Source organism: Cupriavidus sp. 30B13, assembly GCF_049059565.2.
Classification (GTDB): domain Bacteria; phylum Pseudomonadota; class Gammaproteobacteria; order Burkholderiales; family Burkholderiaceae; genus Cupriavidus.
This window is the reverse complement of record NZ_CP188223.1, coordinates 187222-206877: the sequence shown is the minus strand read 5'-3', so window position 1 is coordinate 206877 and position 19656 is coordinate 187222. Positions and strand designations below refer to the sequence as shown.

The 19656-nt window shown below is 71.2% G+C and carries 14 protein-coding genes; 7 read left to right on the top strand and 7 right to left on the bottom strand.

Translation table 11 applies throughout. The annotated features are described in order from the left end of the window. Positions 1-24 precede the first annotated feature (24 nt). The 5 genes from ACKI2N_RS00855 to ACKI2N_RS00835 all read right to left on the bottom strand — a co-directional run bounded on the left by ACKI2N_RS00855 (position 25) and on the right by ACKI2N_RS00835 (position 9095). Positions 25-981: a transglutaminase family protein gene (locus ACKI2N_RS00855; RefSeq protein WP_420994670.1), complete on the bottom strand. Its 957-nt coding sequence runs from the start codon at positions 979-981 to the stop codon at positions 25-27. Continuing rightward, on the bottom strand, positions 978-3608 hold the full coding sequence (locus tag ACKI2N_RS00850; protein ID WP_420994671.1) for a circularly permuted type 2 ATP-grasp protein: 2631 nt from the start codon (positions 3606-3608) through the stop codon (positions 978-980). Before ACKI2N_RS00850 ends, ACKI2N_RS00855 begins: the two co-directional genes overlap by 4 nt. 26 nt (positions 3609-3634) lie before the next feature. After that, on the bottom strand, positions 3635-7210 hold the full coding sequence (locus ACKI2N_RS00845) for a DUF2126 domain-containing protein (RefSeq protein ID WP_420994672.1): 3576 nt from the start codon (positions 7208-7210) through the stop codon (positions 3635-3637). A gap of 176 nt (positions 7211-7386) precedes the next feature. Next, the gene (locus tag ACKI2N_RS00840; RefSeq protein ID WP_420994673.1) at positions 7387-8118 is read right to left on the bottom strand and encodes a tetratricopeptide repeat protein; all 732 of its coding nucleotides are present in this window, start codon (positions 8116-8118) and stop codon (positions 7387-7389) included. Between the two features lie 167 nt (positions 8119-8285). Further along, complete coding sequence (locus ACKI2N_RS00835) at positions 8286-9095, bottom strand: IclR family transcriptional regulator (RefSeq protein WP_420994674.1); 810 nt, start codon at positions 9093-9095, stop codon at positions 8286-8288. Positions 9096-9333: 238 nt separating this feature from the next. Here ACKI2N_RS00835 and ACKI2N_RS00830 point away from each other — a divergent pair, with 238 nt between their 5' ends. Genes ACKI2N_RS00830 through ACKI2N_RS00815 form a run of 4 tightly spaced genes read left to right on the top strand, consistent with a single transcriptional unit; the run spans position 9334 to position 12853 of the window. Next, entirely contained in the window at positions 9334-10110 is a 777-nt protein-coding gene (locus tag ACKI2N_RS00830) for an ABC transporter substrate-binding protein (protein WP_420994675.1), read from the top strand. Positions 10111-10116: 6 nt separating this feature from the next. Continuing rightward, positions 10117-10788: an ectoine/hydroxyectoine ABC transporter permease subunit EhuD gene (gene ehuD / locus ACKI2N_RS00825; RefSeq protein ID WP_420994676.1), complete on the top strand. Its 672-nt coding sequence runs from the start codon at positions 10117-10119 to the stop codon at positions 10786-10788. Next, entirely contained in the window at positions 10785-11543 is a 759-nt protein-coding gene (locus ACKI2N_RS00820; protein WP_420994677.1) for an amino acid ABC transporter ATP-binding protein, read from the top strand. The genes ehuD and ACKI2N_RS00820 overlap by 4 nt, the downstream gene beginning before the upstream one ends. Then, positions 11540-12853: an NAD(P)/FAD-dependent oxidoreductase gene (locus ACKI2N_RS00815; protein WP_420994679.1), complete on the top strand. Its 1314-nt coding sequence runs from the start codon at positions 11540-11542 to the stop codon at positions 12851-12853. Before ACKI2N_RS00820 ends, ACKI2N_RS00815 begins: the two co-directional genes overlap by 4 nt. A 24-nt stretch (positions 12854-12877) precedes the next feature. Here ACKI2N_RS00815 and ACKI2N_RS00810 read toward each other — a convergent pair whose 3' ends face one another. After that, entirely contained in the window at positions 12878-13462 is a 585-nt protein-coding gene (locus ACKI2N_RS00810; RefSeq protein WP_420994680.1) for a MarR family winged helix-turn-helix transcriptional regulator, read from the bottom strand. A gap of 205 nt (positions 13463-13667) precedes the next feature. Between ACKI2N_RS00810 and ACKI2N_RS00805 the strand changes: the two genes are divergently transcribed. Both ACKI2N_RS00805 and ACKI2N_RS00800 read left to right on the top strand, forming a co-directional pair. After that, on the top strand, positions 13668-14669 hold the full coding sequence (locus tag ACKI2N_RS00805; protein WP_420994682.1) for a Bug family tripartite tricarboxylate transporter substrate binding protein: 1002 nt from the start codon (positions 13668-13670) through the stop codon (positions 14667-14669). Positions 14670-14746: 77 nt separating this feature from the next. Beyond that, the gene (locus ACKI2N_RS00800) at positions 14747-16315 is read left to right on the top strand and encodes a sulfatase-like hydrolase/transferase (RefSeq protein WP_420994683.1); all 1569 of its coding nucleotides are present in this window, start codon (positions 14747-14749) and stop codon (positions 16313-16315) included. Between the two features lie 82 nt (positions 16316-16397). Here the strand turns inward: ACKI2N_RS00800 and ACKI2N_RS00795 are convergent, their stop codons facing one another. Next, complete coding sequence (locus ACKI2N_RS00795) at positions 16398-17333, bottom strand: LysR family transcriptional regulator (RefSeq protein ID WP_420994684.1); 936 nt, start codon at positions 17331-17333, stop codon at positions 16398-16400. Between the two features lie 277 nt (positions 17334-17610). Between ACKI2N_RS00795 and ACKI2N_RS00790 the strand changes: the two genes are divergently transcribed. Continuing rightward, the gene (locus ACKI2N_RS00790; RefSeq protein WP_420994685.1) at positions 17611-19656 is read left to right on the top strand and encodes a hydantoinase/oxoprolinase family protein; all 2046 of its coding nucleotides are present in this window, start codon (positions 17611-17613) and stop codon (positions 19654-19656) included.

Here is a 19656-nt window from a genome sequence, read left to right as displayed (position 1 = left end):
CGGCCGGCGGCGGAGATCCGTCGGCTAGGCCATCGGCAGCACACTCACCTCCACCTCCACGGTGTGCGCGCCGCCGCCCACGATGACCCCGCGCAGCAGCGAGACGTCGCTGTAGTCGCGCCCGAACGCCAGCGTCACGTGGCCGGTGTCGGCCAGCACGTCGTTGGTCGGGTCGAGGTCGACCCAGCCGGCCAGCGGGCAGTACACCGACAGCCACGCGTGCGAGGCGTCGGCGCCGATCAGCCGCGGCTGGCCCGGCGGCGGCTCGGTGCGCAGGTAGCCGCTGACGTAGCGCGCGGCCAGGCCGAGCGAGCGCAGGCAGCCGATCATGACCTGGGCGAAGTCCTGGCACACGCCGCTGCGCAGCGCGAACGCCTGCAGCGCGGGGGTGTCCACCTCGGTGGCGTCGGTCTCGTATTCGAAGTCGGCGTGGATGCGGTGCATCAGGTCGATGGCGCCCGCCACCACCGGCACGCCGGGCCCGAAGCTGGCCAGCGCGTAGGCCTTGAGGTCCGGATGCAGCGCCACGTTGGGCGAGGCGAAGCAGAACTCGCTCTGCGGCCGGAACGGCTGGCCGGCGCGAAAACGCAGCGCGGCCACGGCGTCTTCCCACGGCATGCTGGCGGCCGCGTCGAGCGCGTCCCAGCGCGGCATCACGCGCACCGTGCTCTCGCAGCAGACCTGCATGAAGTCGTGCGGAACGTCGATGGTGAAGTACAGCACGTGGTTGCCGAAGGCGTCCGTGCCGGCATGCTGGTGCGACGGCTCGGGATCGATCTGCGTGCTGTGCGACAGCACGGTCTGCCACGGGCAGGCCACCGGCCACACCACGGCGCGCTGCTGGGCGTTTTCCACCGGCGCGGAATACACGTAGGTGGTCTTGTGGTGGACCGTGAGCACGGCGGCGGCGGGGCCGCCCACGGCATCGTCGCCGGCATCGGCCGCGGGCGCGCTCGCCAGGCCGGTCGCGGGCGCGCTCATGGCCGCACCCGCACGCCGGCCATGCCGGCGTGGCTGAAGTAGCGCGCGCTGATCTCGTCCGAGAGCTGCGCCATCAGGCCGCCCAGCCGGTCGCACAGCTGCACCAGATTGGCGTATCGGCCATGCTCGTCGCGCTCGCATAGTGCGTCCCAGCCGGGCAGCGTCTCCACCGCGGGCAGCCATTGCGGCAGCGGCACGCGCCCGGTGCCGGCCGGGCTGGCCGGCGGCGTGATCTGGCCGAGCTTGACGCGCAGCCGCGCCAGCAGGCCGTAGAGGCCGCGCGGGTTGGTGGGTTCGATCACGATCTGCTCGATGAGTGCCGGCATGTCGGTGCGCCCCGGGTAGAGCGCGCGGAAGGTGAGCGTGCTGTCGAACAGGTGCAGCAGCAGGTCGAAGCCGCTGCGGTGCATCAGCGCGCCATGCCGGGTGAAGACTTCGAGGAAGGTCGCCAGCGTGCCCACGCGCTCGATATGGCGGCCGATGAACAGCAGGCGCCAGGCTTCGTCGCGCATCATGCGGTCGCCCTGGGCGCCGCTGATGGCGGCAAGCTGCATGCCGAGGTGGTCGAGCGCGGCCAGCACGCGCGGGCGGTCGTAGTAGCCGCAGTCGCCGCTGCCGGAAGCATCGGTGCAGGCGGCCGCCATGGCGTCGCCGAAATCGTTGCGCGCGGCCAGGATGGTGCGCCAGTGGTCGTTGGACAGCCGGTTGCGGATCTCGGTGGCGGCATGCACGTGGCTGGCCAGGTTCTGGCCCACGCTGGTCCAGCCGGCGCCCTCGGCCAGCGCCGCCACCAGGCTGCGCTCGAACACGCGCAGCGAGGCGCGCGGCTGCGGCGCGCCGGTCGGCAGCAGGCCGCAGGCCACGGCCAGCTCGCCGATCACGTCGAGCACGCTGTCGTCGCGCTCGTCGCTGCTTTCGATCGAGCCCAGCACCAGCCGGCACAGGCGTACGTTGTTCTCGGCGCGCTCGGCGTAGCGGCCGGCCCAGAACAGGTTCTCGGCGGCGCGGCTCGACACCGCCAGCGGCTTGGCCACCGGTCCCGGCGCCGTCCCGCCCAGCGTGGGCGAGGCGGCCAGCGTCGCCCCCTGCGGCGGCTGGCTCGACAGCACCCAGGTATCCACGCTGGAGCCGCCGAGCTGCATCGACACCGCCGGCTGGCCCTCGCCCGCCAGCCGGGTGAAGCCGCCCGGCATGACCTGCCAGCCGCCGCGCCCGTCGGCGATCGCGTAGACGCGCAGCATGGCCGCGCGCGAGCCGATCTGCGGCCCTTCCCAGCGCGGCGCGTGCGACAGCGGCAGGTCGGCCTGGATGGTGAACAGGTCGGGCACCTGCTCGATGCGCTCGCGCCAGTCGGCCAGTTGCTGCAGGCCGCGCTCCATGCCCAGGCGCGGCCCTTCCCACGGCTGCGCCATGCCGCGCGGGTAGGTCGGCATCAGGAACGCTTCGCTGAGCTGGTCGAGCGCCTGCGCGCGCGCCGAGGCCTCGCCGCACCACCAGCTCGGCACGCCGGGCAGCAGCAGCGGCTCGCCCAGCAGCTCGCGCGCGATGGCCGGCAGGAAGCCGTGGATGGCGGGCGTCTCCAGGAAGCCGGAGCCGGGCGCGTTGGAGACCAGCACGTTGCCCGCGCGCATGGCCTGCAGCAGCCCGGGCACGCCCAGCGTGGAATCCTGGCGCAGCTCGACCGGGTCGCAATAGGCGTCGTCGAGCCGGCGCAGGATCACGTCCACGCGCTCCAGCCCGGCCAGCGTCTTGAGGTAGACCACGTCGTTGCGCACCGTCAGGTCCTTGCCCTCGACCAGCGTGATGCCGAGGTAGCGCGCCAGGAAGGTGTGCTCGAAATAGGTCTCGTTGTAGGGGCCCGGGGTCAGCAGCACGATGTGCTTGCCGCCGGCCGCCCCGCCCGCGCCGGGCGGAGCGGCGGCGCGCAGCGCGGGCTGCTGCGCCAGCGTGGCGATCAGTTGCGCGAACGCCGCGGGCAGGCGCCGCACGCGCAGCTCGCGGAAGGCATCGGCGAACAGGCTGGAAATGATGAGCCGGTTCTCCAGCGCGTAGCCCATGCCGGACGGGGTCTCGGTGCGGTGCGCCATCACCGTCCAGCCGCCCTCGGCGGTGTGCGCCAGGTCCACCGCGACGATATGCAGGAAATTGCCGTCCGGCGGCTGGTAGCCCTTGAGCGGGCGCAGGTAGCCGGGGTGGCCGAAGACCAGCCCGGCCGGCAGCAAACCCTTGGCCAGCAGCGTCTGCGGCCCGTAGATGTCGGCCACCACGGCGTTGGCCAGGGTGGCGCGCTGGATCACGCCGCGCTCGATCTGGCGCCAGTCGTCCTCGGCCACCATGAACGGCAGCAGGTCCAGCGCCCAGGCGCGCGCCGCGCCGTTGTCGGCGTAGACGTTGTAGGTCACGCCGTTGTCGCGGATCTGGCGCGCCATGGCGGCGGCCTGCTGGCCGAGCGCGCCGATGCCGTCCTCGCCCAGCACCTGGAAGAAGCCCGCCCACGGCTCGCGCAGCCCGCCCGCGCCCGCCCCGAGCTCGTCCAGGTGCCCCGGCGGCACCGCGCGGGCGCGGCGCATGGCCGCCTCGGCGGCGGGCGCGGATTCGTCGAAGGGCAGTGAGGGCTGCAAAGGCACGGGGCGAAACTCGGCGGCGAAGCGGATCAGCGTTGCCGCAGGTCCAGCGTGAACGGAAACTCGAGGCTGCGCGCCGGCGTCTGGACAAGCATCACGCCCGGCGTGTGGCCGAGCGTGAAGAAGCGCGCCAGGCGCCGGCTTTCGGCCTCGTAGGCATTGACCGGGAAGGTTTCGTAGTTGCGCCCGCCCGGATGCGAGACATGATACCGGCATCCGCCGATGCTGCGCCCCATCCAGCTGTCCACAACGTCGAATGTCAACGGTGCGTGCACGCCGATGGTGGGGTGGAGCGCAGACGGCGGCGCCCAGGCGCGGTAGCGCACCCCCGCCACGTACTCGCCGGCCCGCCCGGTGGGCTGCAGCGGCACCGCGCAGCCGTTGACGGTGACCACGTGGCGGTTCTCGTTCATGCCCAGCACGCGCACCTCGATGCGCTCGAGCGACGAGTCCACGTAGCGCACCGTGCCGCCGGCGCTGCCTTCCTCGCCCATCACGTGCCAGGGCTCGAGCGCGCTGCGCAGCGTCAGGTGCAGCCCGCCGGCGGCCAGCTCGCCCACGCGCGGGAAGCGGAATTCGAAATGCGGGGCGAACCAGGCGTTGTCGAAGGCGAAGCCGGCCTCGCGCATCTCGCTGAGCACGTCGTCGAAATCCATCTGCACGAAGGTGCCGAGCAGGAAGCGGTCGTGCAGCTCGGTGCCCCAGCGCGTCAGGCGCGTGCGGTACGGCTGGCGCCAGAAGCGCGCCACCAGCGCGCGCAGCAGCAGTTGCTGCACCAGGCTCATGCGCGCGTGCGGCGGCATCTCGAAGGCGCGCAGCTCCAGCAGGCCCAGGCGCCCGGTGGGGCCGTCGGGCGAGTAGAGCTTGTCGATGCAGAACTCGCTGCGGTGCGTGTTGCCGGTGACGTCGATCAGGATGTTGCGCAGCGTGCGGTCCACCAGCCACGGCGGCATGTAGGCGCCTGCCGCGCCGCCGGTTGTGCCGCCCGTCACGCCGCCGTGCGCGCTGCCGAGCCGGTCGAGCTGGTGCTGCAGCTCGGCGAAGGCGATCTCCAGCTCGTAGAGCTGGTCGTTGCGCGCCTCGTCCACGCGCGGCGCCTGGCTGGTCGGGCCGATGAACATGCCCGAGAACAGGTAGGACAGCGAGGGATGGTTGTGCCAGTACGCGATCAGGCTGGCCAGCACGTCCGGGCGGCGCAGGAACGGGCTGTCGGCGGGGGTGGCGCCGCCCAGCACGAAGTGGTTGCCACCGCCGGTGCCGGTGTGGCGGCCGTCGACCATGAACTTCTCGCTGCTCAGATAGGTCTCGTGGGCGGCCTGGTAGAGGTATTCGGTATGGTCGACCAGTTCGTCCCAGTTGGCGGCGGGATGGATGTTGACCTCGATCACGCCGGGGTCGGGCGTGACCTGCAGCAGCTTCAGGCGCGCGTCGCGCGGCGGCGGATAGCCTTCCAGCACGATCTTCACGCCCAGCGCGGCGGCGGTGGATTCGACCGCCGCCAGCAGTTCCAGGTAGTCCTCCAGCACCGTCAGCGGCGGCATGAAGACGTAGAGCATGCCGCGCTTGTCGCCGGCGGCCGCCTGCTCGGCCTTGGGGCCGGCCGCGCGGCTGGGATGGCGCACTTCCACGCACAGCGCGGTGCGCGTGATCCAGCCCGCGGACTCGCCGCGCGCGGGCACGCGCGCCAGGTCGGCCGCGCCGTTGGCGAAGGCGCCCGCGCCGGCCGGCGCGGCGCTGCCGCCGCGCGAGCTGAAGGCTGCGGTGCCGGCGCGGATCGCGGCGGCATGCCGGCCCGGCGTGCCGGCCATGCCGGCGCCGCCGTCGGCGCCCGCCTCCGTGCCCGCCCCGATGCCCGCCTGCCCCGGTCCCGGCCACTGGGCGCGCAGTTGCGCCCCGGTGGGCAGCGGCGCGCGCTGCGCGAACGGGTCCTGGTCGAACTGCCACGGGTAGTCGGCTTCGCTGACCCAGGGCAGCGCGTCGAGCGGCAGGCGGTAGCCCATCGGCGAGTCGCCGGGCAGCAGGTACATGCGGTCGTCGCGGAAGAACCACGGTCCGCTGATCCAGCGCTGGCCGTGCAGGGCCGGCGCTTCGTCGGCGCCGGCGCGGCGCAGCGGCAGCACGTAGCCGGTCACCTGGGCCAGCCCCGCGCCGAACACGCGGCGCAGGCGCATGCGTTCCATCTCGTCGTCCAGGCGCGACTCGAGCGGATCGACGTTGACCGGCAGGCGCCGTTCGCGCCACAGGTAATACCAGGCGTCTTCATAGCCCGGCTGCACGAAGGCCGGGTCCAGGCCGAGCGTGCCGGCCAGGCGGTCGAGGAAGCGGCGCGCGTCGGCGTCGGTGTAGTCGCCCGGCTCGCGCTCGTCGGCGAACAGCGAGGGATCCTGCCAGCACGGCTCGCCGTCGGCGCGCCAGCAGATCGACAGGGCCCAGCGCGGCAGTTGCTCGCCCGGGTACCACTTGCCCTGGCCGAAGTGCAGGAAGCCGCCCTTGCCGTAGCGGTCACGCAGCTTGTGCACCAGTTCGGTGGCGTAGCCGCGCTTGGTCGGCCCGAGCGCGTCGGTATTCCATTCGGCGCCGTCGCGGTCCTTGACCGCCACGAAGGTGGGCTCGCCGCCCATGGTCAGGCGCACGTCCTGCGCCTCGAGCCGGCGGTCGACCTCGACGCCCACCGCGGCCACCGCCTGCCACTGGGCTTCGGTATAGGGCTTGGTCACGCGCGGCGACTCGTAGACGCGCGTGATGGACATCTCGTGGTGGAACTCCACCTCGCTCTTGTCCACGGCGCCGCTGACCGGTGCCGCGCTGCCGGGCTCCGGCGTGCACGCCACCGGGATATGGCCCTCGCCGGCGAGCAGGCCGGAGGTGGGGTCCAGCCCGATCCAGCCCGCGCCGGGCAGGTAGACCTCGCACCAGGCGTGCAGGTCGGTGAAATCGGCCTCGGCGCCGCTGGGGCCGTCGAGCGCCTTCACATCGGGGGTGAGCTGCAGCAGGTAGCCGGACACGAAACGCGCGGCCAGCCCGAGGTGGCGCAGCGTCTGCACCAGCAGCCAGCCCGAGTCGCGGCAGGAGCCCGCGCCCGATTCCAGCGTCTGCTCCGGCGTCTGCACGCCGGGCTCCATGCGGATCAGGTAGCGGATGTCCTCCTGCACGCGGCGGTTCAGCGCCACCAGGAAATCGATGGTCCGCTGCGGCGTGCGCGGGATGCTTTCCACGAAGGCGGCGAAGCGCGGCGTCGGCTCGCCCTTGACCAGGTAGGGCGCCAGCTCGTGCGCCAGGCCGGCGTCGTAGCTGAACGGGAACGCCTCGGCGTAGGGCTCGAGGAAGAAGTCGAACGGGTTGTAGACCGCCATCTCGACCACCAGGTCGACGGTGATCTTGAACTCGCGCGTCGGCTCGGGGATGACCAGCCGGGCCAGGTAGTTGGAGAACGGGTCTTGCTGCCAGTTGATGAAATGCTGCTCGGGCTCGATGCGCAGCGAGTACGACAGGACCGGTGTGCGGCAGTGCGGCGCGGGCCGCAGCCTGACGACCTGCGGCGAGAGTTTCACCGGCCGGTCATACCGGTAGTGGGTGACGTGATTCAGTGCGACGTGCGTTGCCACAAAGGCCTCCCATTGGCGCAGTATTTATGCCGTTTGTCGTAAGCAAGAGTTGTACCGCCCTGCTGTGCGCCTGCGCCGTACCGCCCCGGTTCCCCGGGGCGCGGGCGCCGCGCAGCGTTGCCCGCCAGCGCCGGCAGGGCGCATCGCCATACCAGCATACCCAGGCTACGCCGTCATTACATGGCGCCGGCCTGCTGCTTGGCCCTGAGCCCCTCCTCCAGCAGGGAGCGCAGCTTGGCCAGCGCGCCGGGATCGCCGTGCGAGGCCGAGCGCGCGTACCAGATCTTGGCCTGCTCGATGTCCTTTTCCACCACCCCGGGCTCGCCGCGCTCGTAATAGCTGGCGACGATGTACTGGGCGCCGCCGTCGCCGGCGGCCGCCGCGCGGCTGTACCACTCGAAGGCCTTGCCGTAGTCGCGCGGGAGGCCGCGCCCGGTGAAGTAATTGGTGGCCAGCTCGACCTGGGCCTGCACGTGGCCGCCCTCGGCCGCGCGGCGGTACCACGCGTTGGCCGATTCGAGCGAGCGCGGCACGAGGTCGCCGTGCTCGTACAGCTCGCCGAAGGTGAACTGGGCGTGGGTCATGTCGTTGTCGGCCGCCCGGCGCAGCCAGACCAGCGCCTCCTGCGGGCGCACCGGCGTGCCCTCGCCGCGCAGCAGCATCATGGCGTAGTTGAACTGCGCCAGCCGGTTGCCCTGCTGGGCCGCCTTGGCGAAGTCGCGCAGCGCGGTGTCGAAGGCGCCGGCGTCGTAGGCGGCCACCGCCTGCTGCGTGAGCGCCTGCGCCGGAGCCGGCGGCTGGGGCGCGGCCCGGGTCGCGGGGGCGGCGCAGACGCCGAGCGAGAAAGCGAGGACGGCGGCCGCCGCGGCGGGTGCCAGCGAGGGTGGAAAGCGGCGAAAAAGCGGCATGGCAGGCTCCCGGCAAGGCACACGCTGACTGCAAGCCACGAGTGTAAGCCTTGTGCGGCGAACGGGAGCAGTCGCAATCCCGCCAGGAAACATTGCGCCGCCGCCAGACCGGCGGCGGGCGCAGGCATGGGTACGCGCGCCCGCGGCCGGGCCCGCGATCCGGCGTCCTAGCCCAGCGCGCGCACCGAACTGCTCACCGCGCGCGCGCATTGCAGCAGCGGCGGCGCGAGCTTGCGCTCGGCTTCCTCGCGCGTCCAGCGGCTGGTGGGCGCGACCACGTGCACCGCGCCCAGCGGGCGCCCGTTGCCGCCCATCACCGGCGCGGCAAGGGTCATGTCGCCCAGGAACAGCTCCTCGCAGTTGACCGCGTAGCCGCGCTGGCGCGCCTCGCGCAGCACGGCCAGGATGTCGTCCACCTCCGTGCGGGTGTGGACGGTATGCGCGATCCGCTGCGCGCGCCCGATCACGGCGAGCGCCTCGTCTTCCGGCAGCGCGCCCAGGTAGGCGCGGCCCGAGGCCGTGCAATACATGGGGATGCGGCTGCCGATCGGCATGTGCACCGGCACGAAATGCGCGCTGACGAAGCGCGCGATGTAGACCATGTCGAGCAGGTCGGGCTCGGTCAGGCACGAGGTCTCGGTGGTGACCTTGGTCAGCTCCGACAGGAAGGGGTTGGCCACCTCGATGAGCGGATTGGCCGCCAGGTAGTTGAAGCCGATCTCCATCACGCGCGGCGCCAGCTGGTAGCGACGCGTCTGCGGATGCTTGCGCAGGTAGCCCAGCTGCTCGAGCGTGAAGACCATGCGCTGGGCCGAACTCTTGTTGATGCCGGCGGCCTCGGCCACGTCGGCGATGGTCATGGTGCGGCGCTGGGCGCTGAACGCGCGCAGCACGGCCAGCCCTTTTTCCAGCGACTGGTTGAACAGGAGGCTGGGCGTTGCGTCGGCTTCGGGGGACGACAGAGGGGAGGCTGGCATGGCGGCGGCGGAGACGGAGACGGAGACGGAGACGGAGACGGAGACGGAGACGGAGACGGAGACGGAGACGGAGACGGATCAAACCGAAGAATCGCATATCGATTCTTAAAGAGCAATTACTTGTTAACACCAATTAATTTCTGATCCCTGAAAATTGAAAATTGGCATGGTCGTTGCATCAACCGGTGAGCTGCCCCCGCCTGGGCACCTTTTTGTCCCATCTGCCAGGAGTGTCCGTATGTCCCGCTTTTCGTTCTCGCGCCGCACTGCACTGATCCTGTGCGCCGCCAGCACCATTTCCTCCATCCTCCCGGCCGCCCGGGCCCAGGGCACCGCGCCGGCCTACAACGTGGGCGCGACCGCCACCGGGGTGCCGTTCACCTTCCTCGACGTCAAGACCAACACCATCCAGGGCATGATGGTCGACACGGTCACCGCGGTCGGCAAGGCGGCGGGCTTCGGCGTCAACGTGCAGCAGACCGGCTTCGCCGCGCTGGTGCCGTCGCTGACCACGGGCAAGATCGACATCATCTCGGCCGCCATGCTCAAGACGCCGGCGCGCCAGCAGGTGGTGGACTTCAGCGACCCGGTCTACTCCTACGGCGAAGGGCTGATCGTCAAGAGCGACGACAACAAGGCCTACGCCTCGCTCGACGAACTCAAGGGCGAAGTGGTGGGCGCCCAGGTGGGCACGGTGTTCCTGGACATGCTCAACAAGAAGGGCATCTTCAAGGAGGTGCGCAGCTACGACTCGGTCGCCGACATGACGCGCGACCTCGCGCTGGGCCGCATCAGGGCCGGCCTGGGCGACCAGCCCATCATCGCGTACCAGTTGCGCCAGAACGCCTTCCAGGGCGTGAAGCTGGCCGCCGGCTACAAGCCGGTCAACGTGGGCGATGTGTGCCTGGTGGTGCGCAAGGGCGACGCGGAGATGCTGGCCCGCATCAACAAGGCGATCGCCAGGATCAAGGCCGACGGCACGCTGGCCGGCATCGTGCAGAAATGGGGCATGTGAGCCGCGATGGAAGCCGCCAACTTCTTCCAGCAGGCGCGCGATTTCCTGCCGATCCTGCTGCAGGGCGCCGTGGTGACCGTGCAGGTGACGGTGCTGGCCTTCCTGCTCAGCAGCGCCATCGGGCTGGCCCTGGCGCTGCTCAAGCTGTCGCCGGTGCGCGCGCTGTCGTGGGGCGCGGCGACGGTGATCAACGTGATCCGCGGCCTGCCGATCATCGTGCAGCTGTTCTACATCTACTTCGTGCTGCCCGACATCGGCATCCACCTGAGCGCGTTCCAGGCCGGCGTGATCGGGCTCGGCATCGCCTACTCGGCCTACCAGGCGGAGAACTTCCGCGCCGGCATCGAAGCGGTCGACCCTGGCCAGCGCGAAGCCGCCCAGGCCATGGGCATGCGCCCCGCGCTGGTCATGCGCCGCGTGATCCTGCCCCAGGCCTTCCGCATCGCGCTGCCGCCCTATGGCAACACGCTGGTGATGATGCTCAAGGATTCGTCGCTGGTCTCCACCATCACGGTGGCGGAAATGACGCGCGCGGGGCAGCTGATCGCCTCGTCGACGTTCCAGAACATGACCGTGTACACGCTGGTCGCCCTGTTGTACCTGCTGATGAGCCTGCCCCTGGTGTTCTGCCTGCGCCGGCTGGAGCGGCGCCTCGGCGCGGGGAGGAAGAAAACATGATCCACATCCATGATCTGCACAAGCACTACGGCGACCACCACGTGCTGCGCGGCGTCGACCTGCACGTCGACCGCGGCCAGGTGGTCTGCCTGATCGGGCCGTCGGGCTCGGGCAAGTCGACCGTCCTGCGCTGCATCAACGGCCTGGAGTCCTATGACGGCGGCGAGATCCTCGCCTTCGGCGAACGCGTCGAGCGCGCCGGCAAGGGCATCCACCAGCTGCGCAGCCGCATGGGCATGGTGTTCCAGCGCTTCAACCTGTTTCCCCACCGCAGCGTGCTGGAGAACGTGATGGAAGGACCGGTGCACGTGCAGGGCGAGCCCCCCGGCAAGGCGCGCGGCGAAGCGCTGGCGCTGCTGGAGAAGGTCGGGCTGGCCGCCAAGGCGAACGCCTGGCCGGCCCAGCTCTCGGGCGGGCAGCAGCAGCGCGTGGCGATCGCCCGCGCGCTGGCCATGAAACCCGAAGCCATGCTGTTCGACGAACCCACCTCTGCGCTCGACCCGGAACTGGTCGGCGACGTGCTCGAAGTGATGCGCGATCTTGCGCGCGAAGGCATGACCATGATCGTGGTCACGCATGAAATGGGCTTCGCGCGCGAGGTGGCCGACCGCGTGTGCTTCCTGCACAGCGGCACCATCGTCGAAGAAGGCACCGCCGAGCAGGTGCTGGGCGCGCCGCGCCAGCCGCGCACGCAGGACTTCCTGCGCCGCGTGCTGCACAAGCCCGCCGCGGCGGCCACGGGAGCGGCAACATGAGCGCGGCCACGCTGACCGGCGGCAGCGCCGGGGTTTGCGCGCCCTTGCCGCCTTCGCTGTGGGCCGCGACCGCGCCGCCCGCGCCCGCCACGCCGCCGCTGCGCGAATCGCTCGCCACCGACGTGCTCGTGGTCGGGGCCGGCTTTACCGGCCTGTCCACCGCGCTGCACCTGGCCGGGCACGGCGCGCGCGTCTGCGTGCTCGAAGCCAGCGAGCCGGGCTGGGGCGCGTCCGGGCGCAACGGCGGCCAGGTCAATCCCACCCTCAAGTACGATCCCGACGAACTGGTGCGCATGCTCGGCGCCGAACGCGCCGAGCCGCTCATCGACGCGGTCTCGCACTCGGCCGACCTGGTATTCGACCTGATCGCGCGCCACCGCATCGACTGCCAGCCGGTGCGCAGCGGCTGGCTGCAGTTGTCCTACTCGTCGGCGGCGCTGCCGGCCATGCATGCGCGGGCCGCGCAGTGGGCGCGCCGCGGCGTGCCGGTGGAGATGCTGGAGCGCGCCGAGGTCGCCCGGCGCGTGGGCACGCAGGCCTTCGCCGGCGGCTGGCTGGACGGACGGGCGGGCGCGGTGCAGCCGCTGGCGTACACGCGCGGACTGGTCAGGGCCGCCCAGGATGCCGGTGCCGCGGTGCACGGCGGCACCCAGGTCACCGCGCTGGAGCGGCAAGGCACGCAATGGGTGGCGACCACCTCCACCGGCGCGACGGTGAGCGCCGCGCAGGTAGTGATCGCCACCAATGGCTACACCGGCGCCCTGTGGCCCGGCCTGGCGCAGACCGTGCTGTCGGCCAACAGCTTCATCGTCGCCACGCGCCCGCTGCGCGGGGCCGAAGCGCAGGGCATCCTGGCGCGCGGCGAAACCGCCTCGACCTCGCAACGGCTGCTGCTGTACTTCCGCCGGGACCAGCAGGGCCGCCTGCTGATGGGCGGGCGCGGCTTCTTCGCCGACCCGCGCGGCCCGCAGGACTTCGCCCACCTGGAGCGCTCGCTCGCGCTGCTGTTCCCGCAGCTCGGCCCGCTCGAATATGCGTACCGCTGGGGCGGGCGCATCGCCATCACGCGCGACTTCATGCCGCACGTGCACGAGCCCGCGCCCGGGGTGACCATGGCCCTGGGCTGCAACGGGCGCGGCGTGGCGCTGTGCACCAGCCTGGGCAAGCACATGGCGGCGCGCATCGCCGGCAAGCCGGACCCCTTCCCCTATCCGGTCACGCCGGTGACGCCGATTCCGCTGCATGGCCTGCAGCGCTTCTATATCGCCGCGGGGGTGGCGTGGTACAGCCTGCTGGACAAGCTGGGCTGAGCGGCGGCGGCGCAGCGCCGCGCCTCACGCCCGGCGCCACCAGTCCGGCGGCGCGTGCGCAGGCGCGGGTACGGTGCTCGGCAGCGTCCCGGCCTGCGCCAGCAGGGCTTCCGCCTCGGCATGCAGGCGCGCCAGGCAGTCCGCCAGCACGCGCGCCTCGTCCGGCGACAGGCAACCGGCCAGGCGGGCATTGAAGGCCTGCGCCTGGGCGAAGGCCTGCCGGTAGACCGCCTCGCCCTCCTCCGTCAGCGCGAAGGCCGCCGCGCGCCGGTCCTGCGCGCGCGTGTCGCGCCGCACCAGGCCGCGCGCCATCAAGGCATGCACGGCGCGGCTGGCCAGCACCTTGTCGAGCCCGGCGCTGTGCGCCAGCTCGGCCAGGCGGGTGCCGGGCTGCTCGCCCAGGAACGCCAGCATGCGCCATTCGCGCCGGCTGACGCCGGCTGCCGCGCGCAGGTGCCGGCCGCTGGCATCGAGCGCGACGCGGGTCAGATGGTAGAGGCGGTAGTTGAGGAAATCGGCCAGCCGGGCCGGATGTTGCAGGATGCGGCCCGGGTCGTCCGGATGCCCGCCCTCTTGCGCCGTTGCGCCGCCGTCCGTGGCGTGGTTCATGCCGCATCCGCAAATTTAGTTGATTTCGTCAATTATATGGACCGGTGTTAGCGTCCATGGCTCATATGGACCGGCGCGCCGCAAGGGCCTATCCGGCGCAGATCGATGCGCGAAATCCTGCCTTGGCGCGCCGCGGCCGCACCGATAAATTGGCCGGCGCCGGAATGCCCTCGCAACCATCCCCGCCAACCCCACAGGAGAATCCATGAACCTCGCCAGACTGCTGCGCGCCCTTGCCGGCTCCCGTGCCCCCGCCCTTGCCGCCGCGGCCGCCCTGCTGGCCGTGACCGCGGCCCCGGCCCTCGCCCAGAGCGACCGTCCGCTGCGCATCCTGGTGGGCTATCCCGCCGGCGGCACCGCCGACCTCGCCGCCCGGCTGGTCGGCGACAAGCTGCGCGAGGCGCTTGGGCAGACCGTGGTGGTCGAGAACAAGCCCGGCGCCGGCGGCCGCCTGGTGATGGACTACGCCCGCGGCCTGCCCGCCGACGGCAACACCCTGGTGGTGGCCAACTCGGCGGTGATGACCATCGCCCCGCAGGTCTACCGCAAGCTCAACTACGACATCCAGCGCGACTTCGCGCCGGTGGCGCAGATCGCCAACTTCCAGCTCGCGCTGGCGGCCGGACCCGGCACGCCGGCGAAATCGCTCAAGGAATACGTCGAATGGCTCAAGGCCAGCCCGGCGAAGAACAACTCCTACGCCTCGCCGGCGCTCGGCAGCATCCCGCACTTCTTCGGGCTGCTGTTCGGCAAGCAGGTCGGCGTGGAGATGCTGCACGTGCCGTTCAACGGCTCCGCGCCGCTGATGAACGCGCTGGTCGGCGGCCAGGTGCCGGCCTCGGTCGACACGCTGGCCGACCTGGCCGAAATGCACCGCGCCGGCAAGATCCGCGTGCTGGCCAGCTCCGGCACGCAGCGCTCTGCCGCCCTGCCCGACGTGCCGACGTTTACCGAACTCGGCTACAAGGACATCGAGGGCGTGGGCCGCTATGGCTTCCTCGCGCCGGCCGGCACGCCCAGGGCCACGCTCGACCGGCTCAACGCGGCCATCGTCCGCGCCTTGCAGTCGCCCGGGCTGCGCGAGCGCTTCCTCAAGCTGGGGCTGGAGCCGCAGACCGGCGGCGCCGAGCAGTTCGGCAAGGTGCTGGCGGCGGATGCCAGCCGCTGGGGGCCGGTGGTGAAAAGCTCCGGCTATACGGGGGACTGAAAAACTTCATGCTGATTTAACCCCCTGCTATTCATCGCGTCGATATTCGTGTCGGCACCCAACAGATCCGAGACGCCATGCCCACCCGCAACACGCTCTTCATCATGTGCGACCAGCTGCGCCAGGACCACCTGGGCTGCTACGGCCATCCCACGCTGCGCACCCGCAACATCGACGCCCTCGCCGCGCGCGGCGTGCGCTTCACCAGCGCCTTCGTCACCTCCGGCGTCTGCGGGCCGAGCCGCATGAGCTTCTACACCGGGCGCTACCCCAGCAGCCACGGCGCCACCTGGAACCGCGTGCCGCTGTCGGTGGGCGAAGTCACGCTCGGCGAATACCTCAAGGACAGCCGGCGCGCGCTCGCGCTGGCCGGCAAGACCCACGTCATGCCGGACAACGCCAACCTCGGGCGGCTGCACCTCGACGGCGGCAGCGAACTGGAGACGCTGCTGCGCAGCGGCCACTTCGTCGAGGTGGACCGCCACGACGGCCACCACGCCGAGCCGCACAGCGCCTATGCCGGCTGGCTGCGCCGGCAAGGCTACGACAGCGCCGACCCATGGACCGACTACGTCATCAGCGCCGAGAACGCGCAGGGCGAGATCGTCTCCGGCTGGCACATGCGCAACGCCGGGCTGCCCGCGCGCGTGGCCGAGCCGCATTCGGAAACCGCGTACACGGTCGGCCAGGCCATGCGATACATCGCCGCGCGCGGCGACGACCCATGGGTGCTGCACCTGTCGCTGGTCAAGCCCCACTGGCCCTACATGGCGCCCGCGCCCTACCATGCCGCCTACACGCTCGACGACTGCCTGCCGCTCAAGCGCCACGACGCCGAGCTGCGGGACCCGCACCCCGTGCTGGACGCCTACCGCACGCAGGAAGAATGCGCCAACTTCATGCGCCGCGAAGTCTCCGACACCGTGCGCCCGACCTACCAGGGCCTGGTGCAGCAGATCGACGACCGCCTCGGCGAACTGTGGGACCAGCTCGAGCGCCTGGGCCGCTGGCAGGACACGCTGATCGTCTTCACCGCCGACCACGGCGACTTCCTCGGCGACCACTGGCTCGGCGAGAAAGAACAGTTCTACGACACCGTGCAGAAGATCCCGCTGATCGTCTACGACCCCACGCTCGCCGCCGACGCCACGCGCGGCAGCGCCGACGCGCGCATGGTCAGCGCCGTCGACGTGGTGCCCACCGTGCTCGACGCGCTCGGCCTGCCGCCCGCCGACCACCGCGTCGAAGGCCGCTCGCTGCTCGACCTCACGCAGGCGCGCGCAGGCGCAGGCCGCGGCCCGTGGCGCGACTTCGTCGTCTCCGAACTCGACTACGCCTATCGCGGCGCGCGCGTGGCGCTGGGCCGGCAACCCGGCGAATGCCGGGCCTGGATGGTACGCAATGCGCGCTGGAAGTACGTGCACTGGCAAGGCTTCCGGCCGCAGCTGTTCGACCTCGAGAATGACCCCGACGAATTCTTCGACCTCGGCGCGGACACCGGTTTCGAGTCCGTGCGCTCCGTCATGCGCACGCATCTGCTGGAGTGGTTCTGCTCGCTCAAGCCACGCACCACGGTCACCAACGAGGAGGTCGCGGCGAAGACCAATGTGTATAAGCAGGCGGGGGTGTTTTTTGGGGTGTGGTGAACAAGGCCGGCATCCGGGTGCCACGACTCGGCCGTGCGGACACCGGCATTCGAGGCCCGGGACCGGCGCCGGCTGCCGGCCTTCACTGCACCGCGCTACGCTCCAGGCACAAATCGATGAACTTCTGCACCGGCTGCATCAGCGCGGAGCCGCGCCGGGTGGCGATGCCGTAGGGCGGCCCCCGCCGCTCGACCGGGATCGCCAGGATGGCGATCAGTCCGTATTCGGCGAAATACTCCGCCACCTTGAGCGGCATCAGGCCGACCGTGCCCGCGCCCGAGCGCAGCAGTGAGAGCGTGGCGAAGGTCGACGAGGTCTCGATCGCGTAGCGCGGGAACGGCAGGCCGCCGTCCTCGAACAACTGCTCCAGCAGCGAGCGCATCGGCAGCGTGGCCTGCGGCACGATCCACGGATTGGCGGCGATGCCGGCCAGCGTGATGGACGGGTCGCGCGCGAGCGGGTCGGCGCCGTCCACCACGAAGCACACTTCCTCGGTATCGAGCGGCACGAAGTCGTAGGCGTCGGGATGCACGCTGACGCTGGGGCGGCCGATCACCAGGTCGAGCAGGCGCTGGTCGAGCATCGACAGCAGCCGGGCGCTGTTGTCTTCCCACACTTCCACCGAGATATCGGGCTGCACCTCGCGCAGGGCCTTGAGGATCGGCGTGAGCCACACCGGCACCGACCCCATCACCGCGCCGATGGCCAGCGTGCCGCCGCCGCCGCGCATGATCGCCGCCAGCTCGTCGCGCAGCGCGCCGACCTCGGCGCGCATCACGCGCGCGTGGCGGATCACGCAGCGGCCCATCTCATTGGCGACGATGCCGCGCGGCGAGCGCGCGAACAGGTCGGCGCCGAACATCGCCTCGATCTCGCGCAGCGACTTGGTGGTGGCCGGCTGCGACAGCGATACCTGGTGCGCCGCCTTGCGCAGCGAGCCGTGGTCGTCGAGCGCGATCAGCAGGGCGATGTGATTGCCGCGCAGCCGGCGCAGGATGGCATCGATACTGGTTATCACCGATATAACTCCACTGTCTCACGTGATCGGAAGTTTTCATTATCTGCACGAGGGCCGCGCCTCCTACATTGCAGCATCGGCAGCCGCCCGCGAAACGCGGGTGCGGCGACGATCCAGCGGCCGATCATAGCCCAACGCGCGGCCGCTGGCCGGACGGTGCGGCGAGGTGCGGCGATGCTGCACCGCAGCGCCCAGGGCCCCGCGGCACGGTCGCAAAAGGGGCCGCGCCCGGACCGCGATGTCCGCACCGGGATGCCAGCAAATGGAGACAGGCAAAGTGAGAAGAATTGGAATCGACGTCGGCGGCACCTTTACCGACGTGGTGATGGTGGACGACGACACCGGCCGCATCTGGTCGACCAAGGTGCCGACCACGCCCAGGGACCGCGTGGTCGGCACCGTGGAGGGGTTTCGCAAGATCCTGGAGATATCGGGGACCGCCAGCGCCGACGTGTCCTTCCTCGGCCACGGCACCACCATGGCGACCAACATGGTGGTCGAGGGCACCGGCGCGAAGACGGCGCTGGTCACCACGCGCGGCTTCCGCGACATCCTGGAGCTGCGGCGCGTGTCGCGCCACGACCGCGCCGATCTCTACGACCTGCTGTTCGACAATCCGCGCGCGCTGGTCGAGCGCCGCTGGCGCCTCGAGGTCACGGAGCGCGTGCGCTACGACGGCCAGGTCGAGACGCCGCTGGACCACGACGAACTGGTGCGGATCGCCGACCGCATCCGCGCCTCGGACGTCGAGGCGGTGGCGATATGCCTGCTGCACGCGCACGTCAACCCGCACCACGAGCGCGCCGTGCTCGACACGCTGCGCCGGCTGTTGCCGGACCGCTTCATCTGCGCCTCGCACGAGGTCAATCCCGAGGCGATGGAATACGAGCGCGCCAGCTCGACCGTGATCAACGCCATGCTGGGCCCGGTGTGCGGGCGCTACATCGGCCGCCTGGGCGACGCCCTGGCCGGCCTCGGCTTCGCCGGCAAGTTCCTCTTCATGCAGTCCAACGGCGGCCTGGCCAGCCCGGCGATGGTGGCCGACCGGCCCATCGTGCTGCTCGAGTCCGGCCCGGCCGGCGGCGTCAGCGCGGCGATCCGCAACTGCGAGAAGAGCGAGCTGCGCAACGCCATCCTCGGCGACATGGGCGGCACCACCTTCGACGTGTCGCTGATCCGCGAATTCCGCCCCGAGATCCGCAACAAGAGCCTGCTGCACACCTATACCGTGCGCTCGCCCAGCATCGACATCGACTCGGTCGGCGCGGGCGGCGGCTCGATCGTGTGGATCGATGCCGGCGGCGGCGTGCGCATCGGGCCGGCCAGCGCCGGCGCCGATCCCGGCCCCGCCTGCTACGGCCGCGGCGGCAAGCATGCCACCGTGACCGACTGCAACCTGGTGCTCGGCTACATCGATCCCGACAACTTCCTCGGCGGCGAATTCAAGCTCGACGCCAAGGCGGCCTGGCGCGTGGTCGAGGACGTGATCGCCCGCCCGCTGGGCATGAGCGTGCCCGAGGCGGCGCAGGCGGTGCGCTCGGTGGCCAACGCGCTGATGGCGCAGGCGATCCGCATCATGACGGTGGAGCGCGGCTACGATCCGCGCGAGTTCTCCTACATCTGCTACGGCGGCGCGGGTCCCGTGCACGCCGTCGACCTTGCCCAGGAGATGGGCATCCGCCGCGTGGTGATCCCGCCGCTGCCCGGCCTGTTCAGCGCCTTCGGCATGACCGTGGCCGACCAGCAGTACGACTATCAGAGCCCGGTCGAGTGCGACCTCGCGCAGTGCGACGACGCGCGCCTGTCCGGCGAGCTCGACGACCTGCTCGCGGTGGGCACCGACGAGCTGCGCCGCCACGGCGTCGACCCGCGCGGCGTGCGCGCGGTGCGCCTGGCCGACTGCCGCTACGCCGGCCAGCCCGACGTCATCACGGTGGCGGTGCAGGACGGCGAAGCGGGCCTGTGCGAGAGCCTGGCGCGCGAGTTCGAGGCGGCGCACCAGCGGCAGTGGAACTTCGTCAGCAAGGACAAGCCCATCGTGGTCGCCAACCTGCGCCTGCAACTGATCACCGCCACCGGCTGGCGCGGCGGCGTGACCCAGCCGGACGGCCTGGGCCAGGCGCGCGCGCTGCGCACGCGCGACGTGTATTTCGACGGCGGCGTGCGCGCGCTGCCGGTGTTCGCGCGCGACGAGATCCCGGTCGGCGCATGCATCGAGGGGCCGGCCGTGATCGAGGAGCACAGCAGCTGCGCGGTGCTCAAGGCATCGCACACGGCGCGCGTGGATTCGGACCTCAACCTTGTGATCGAACTGGCAGCCTGA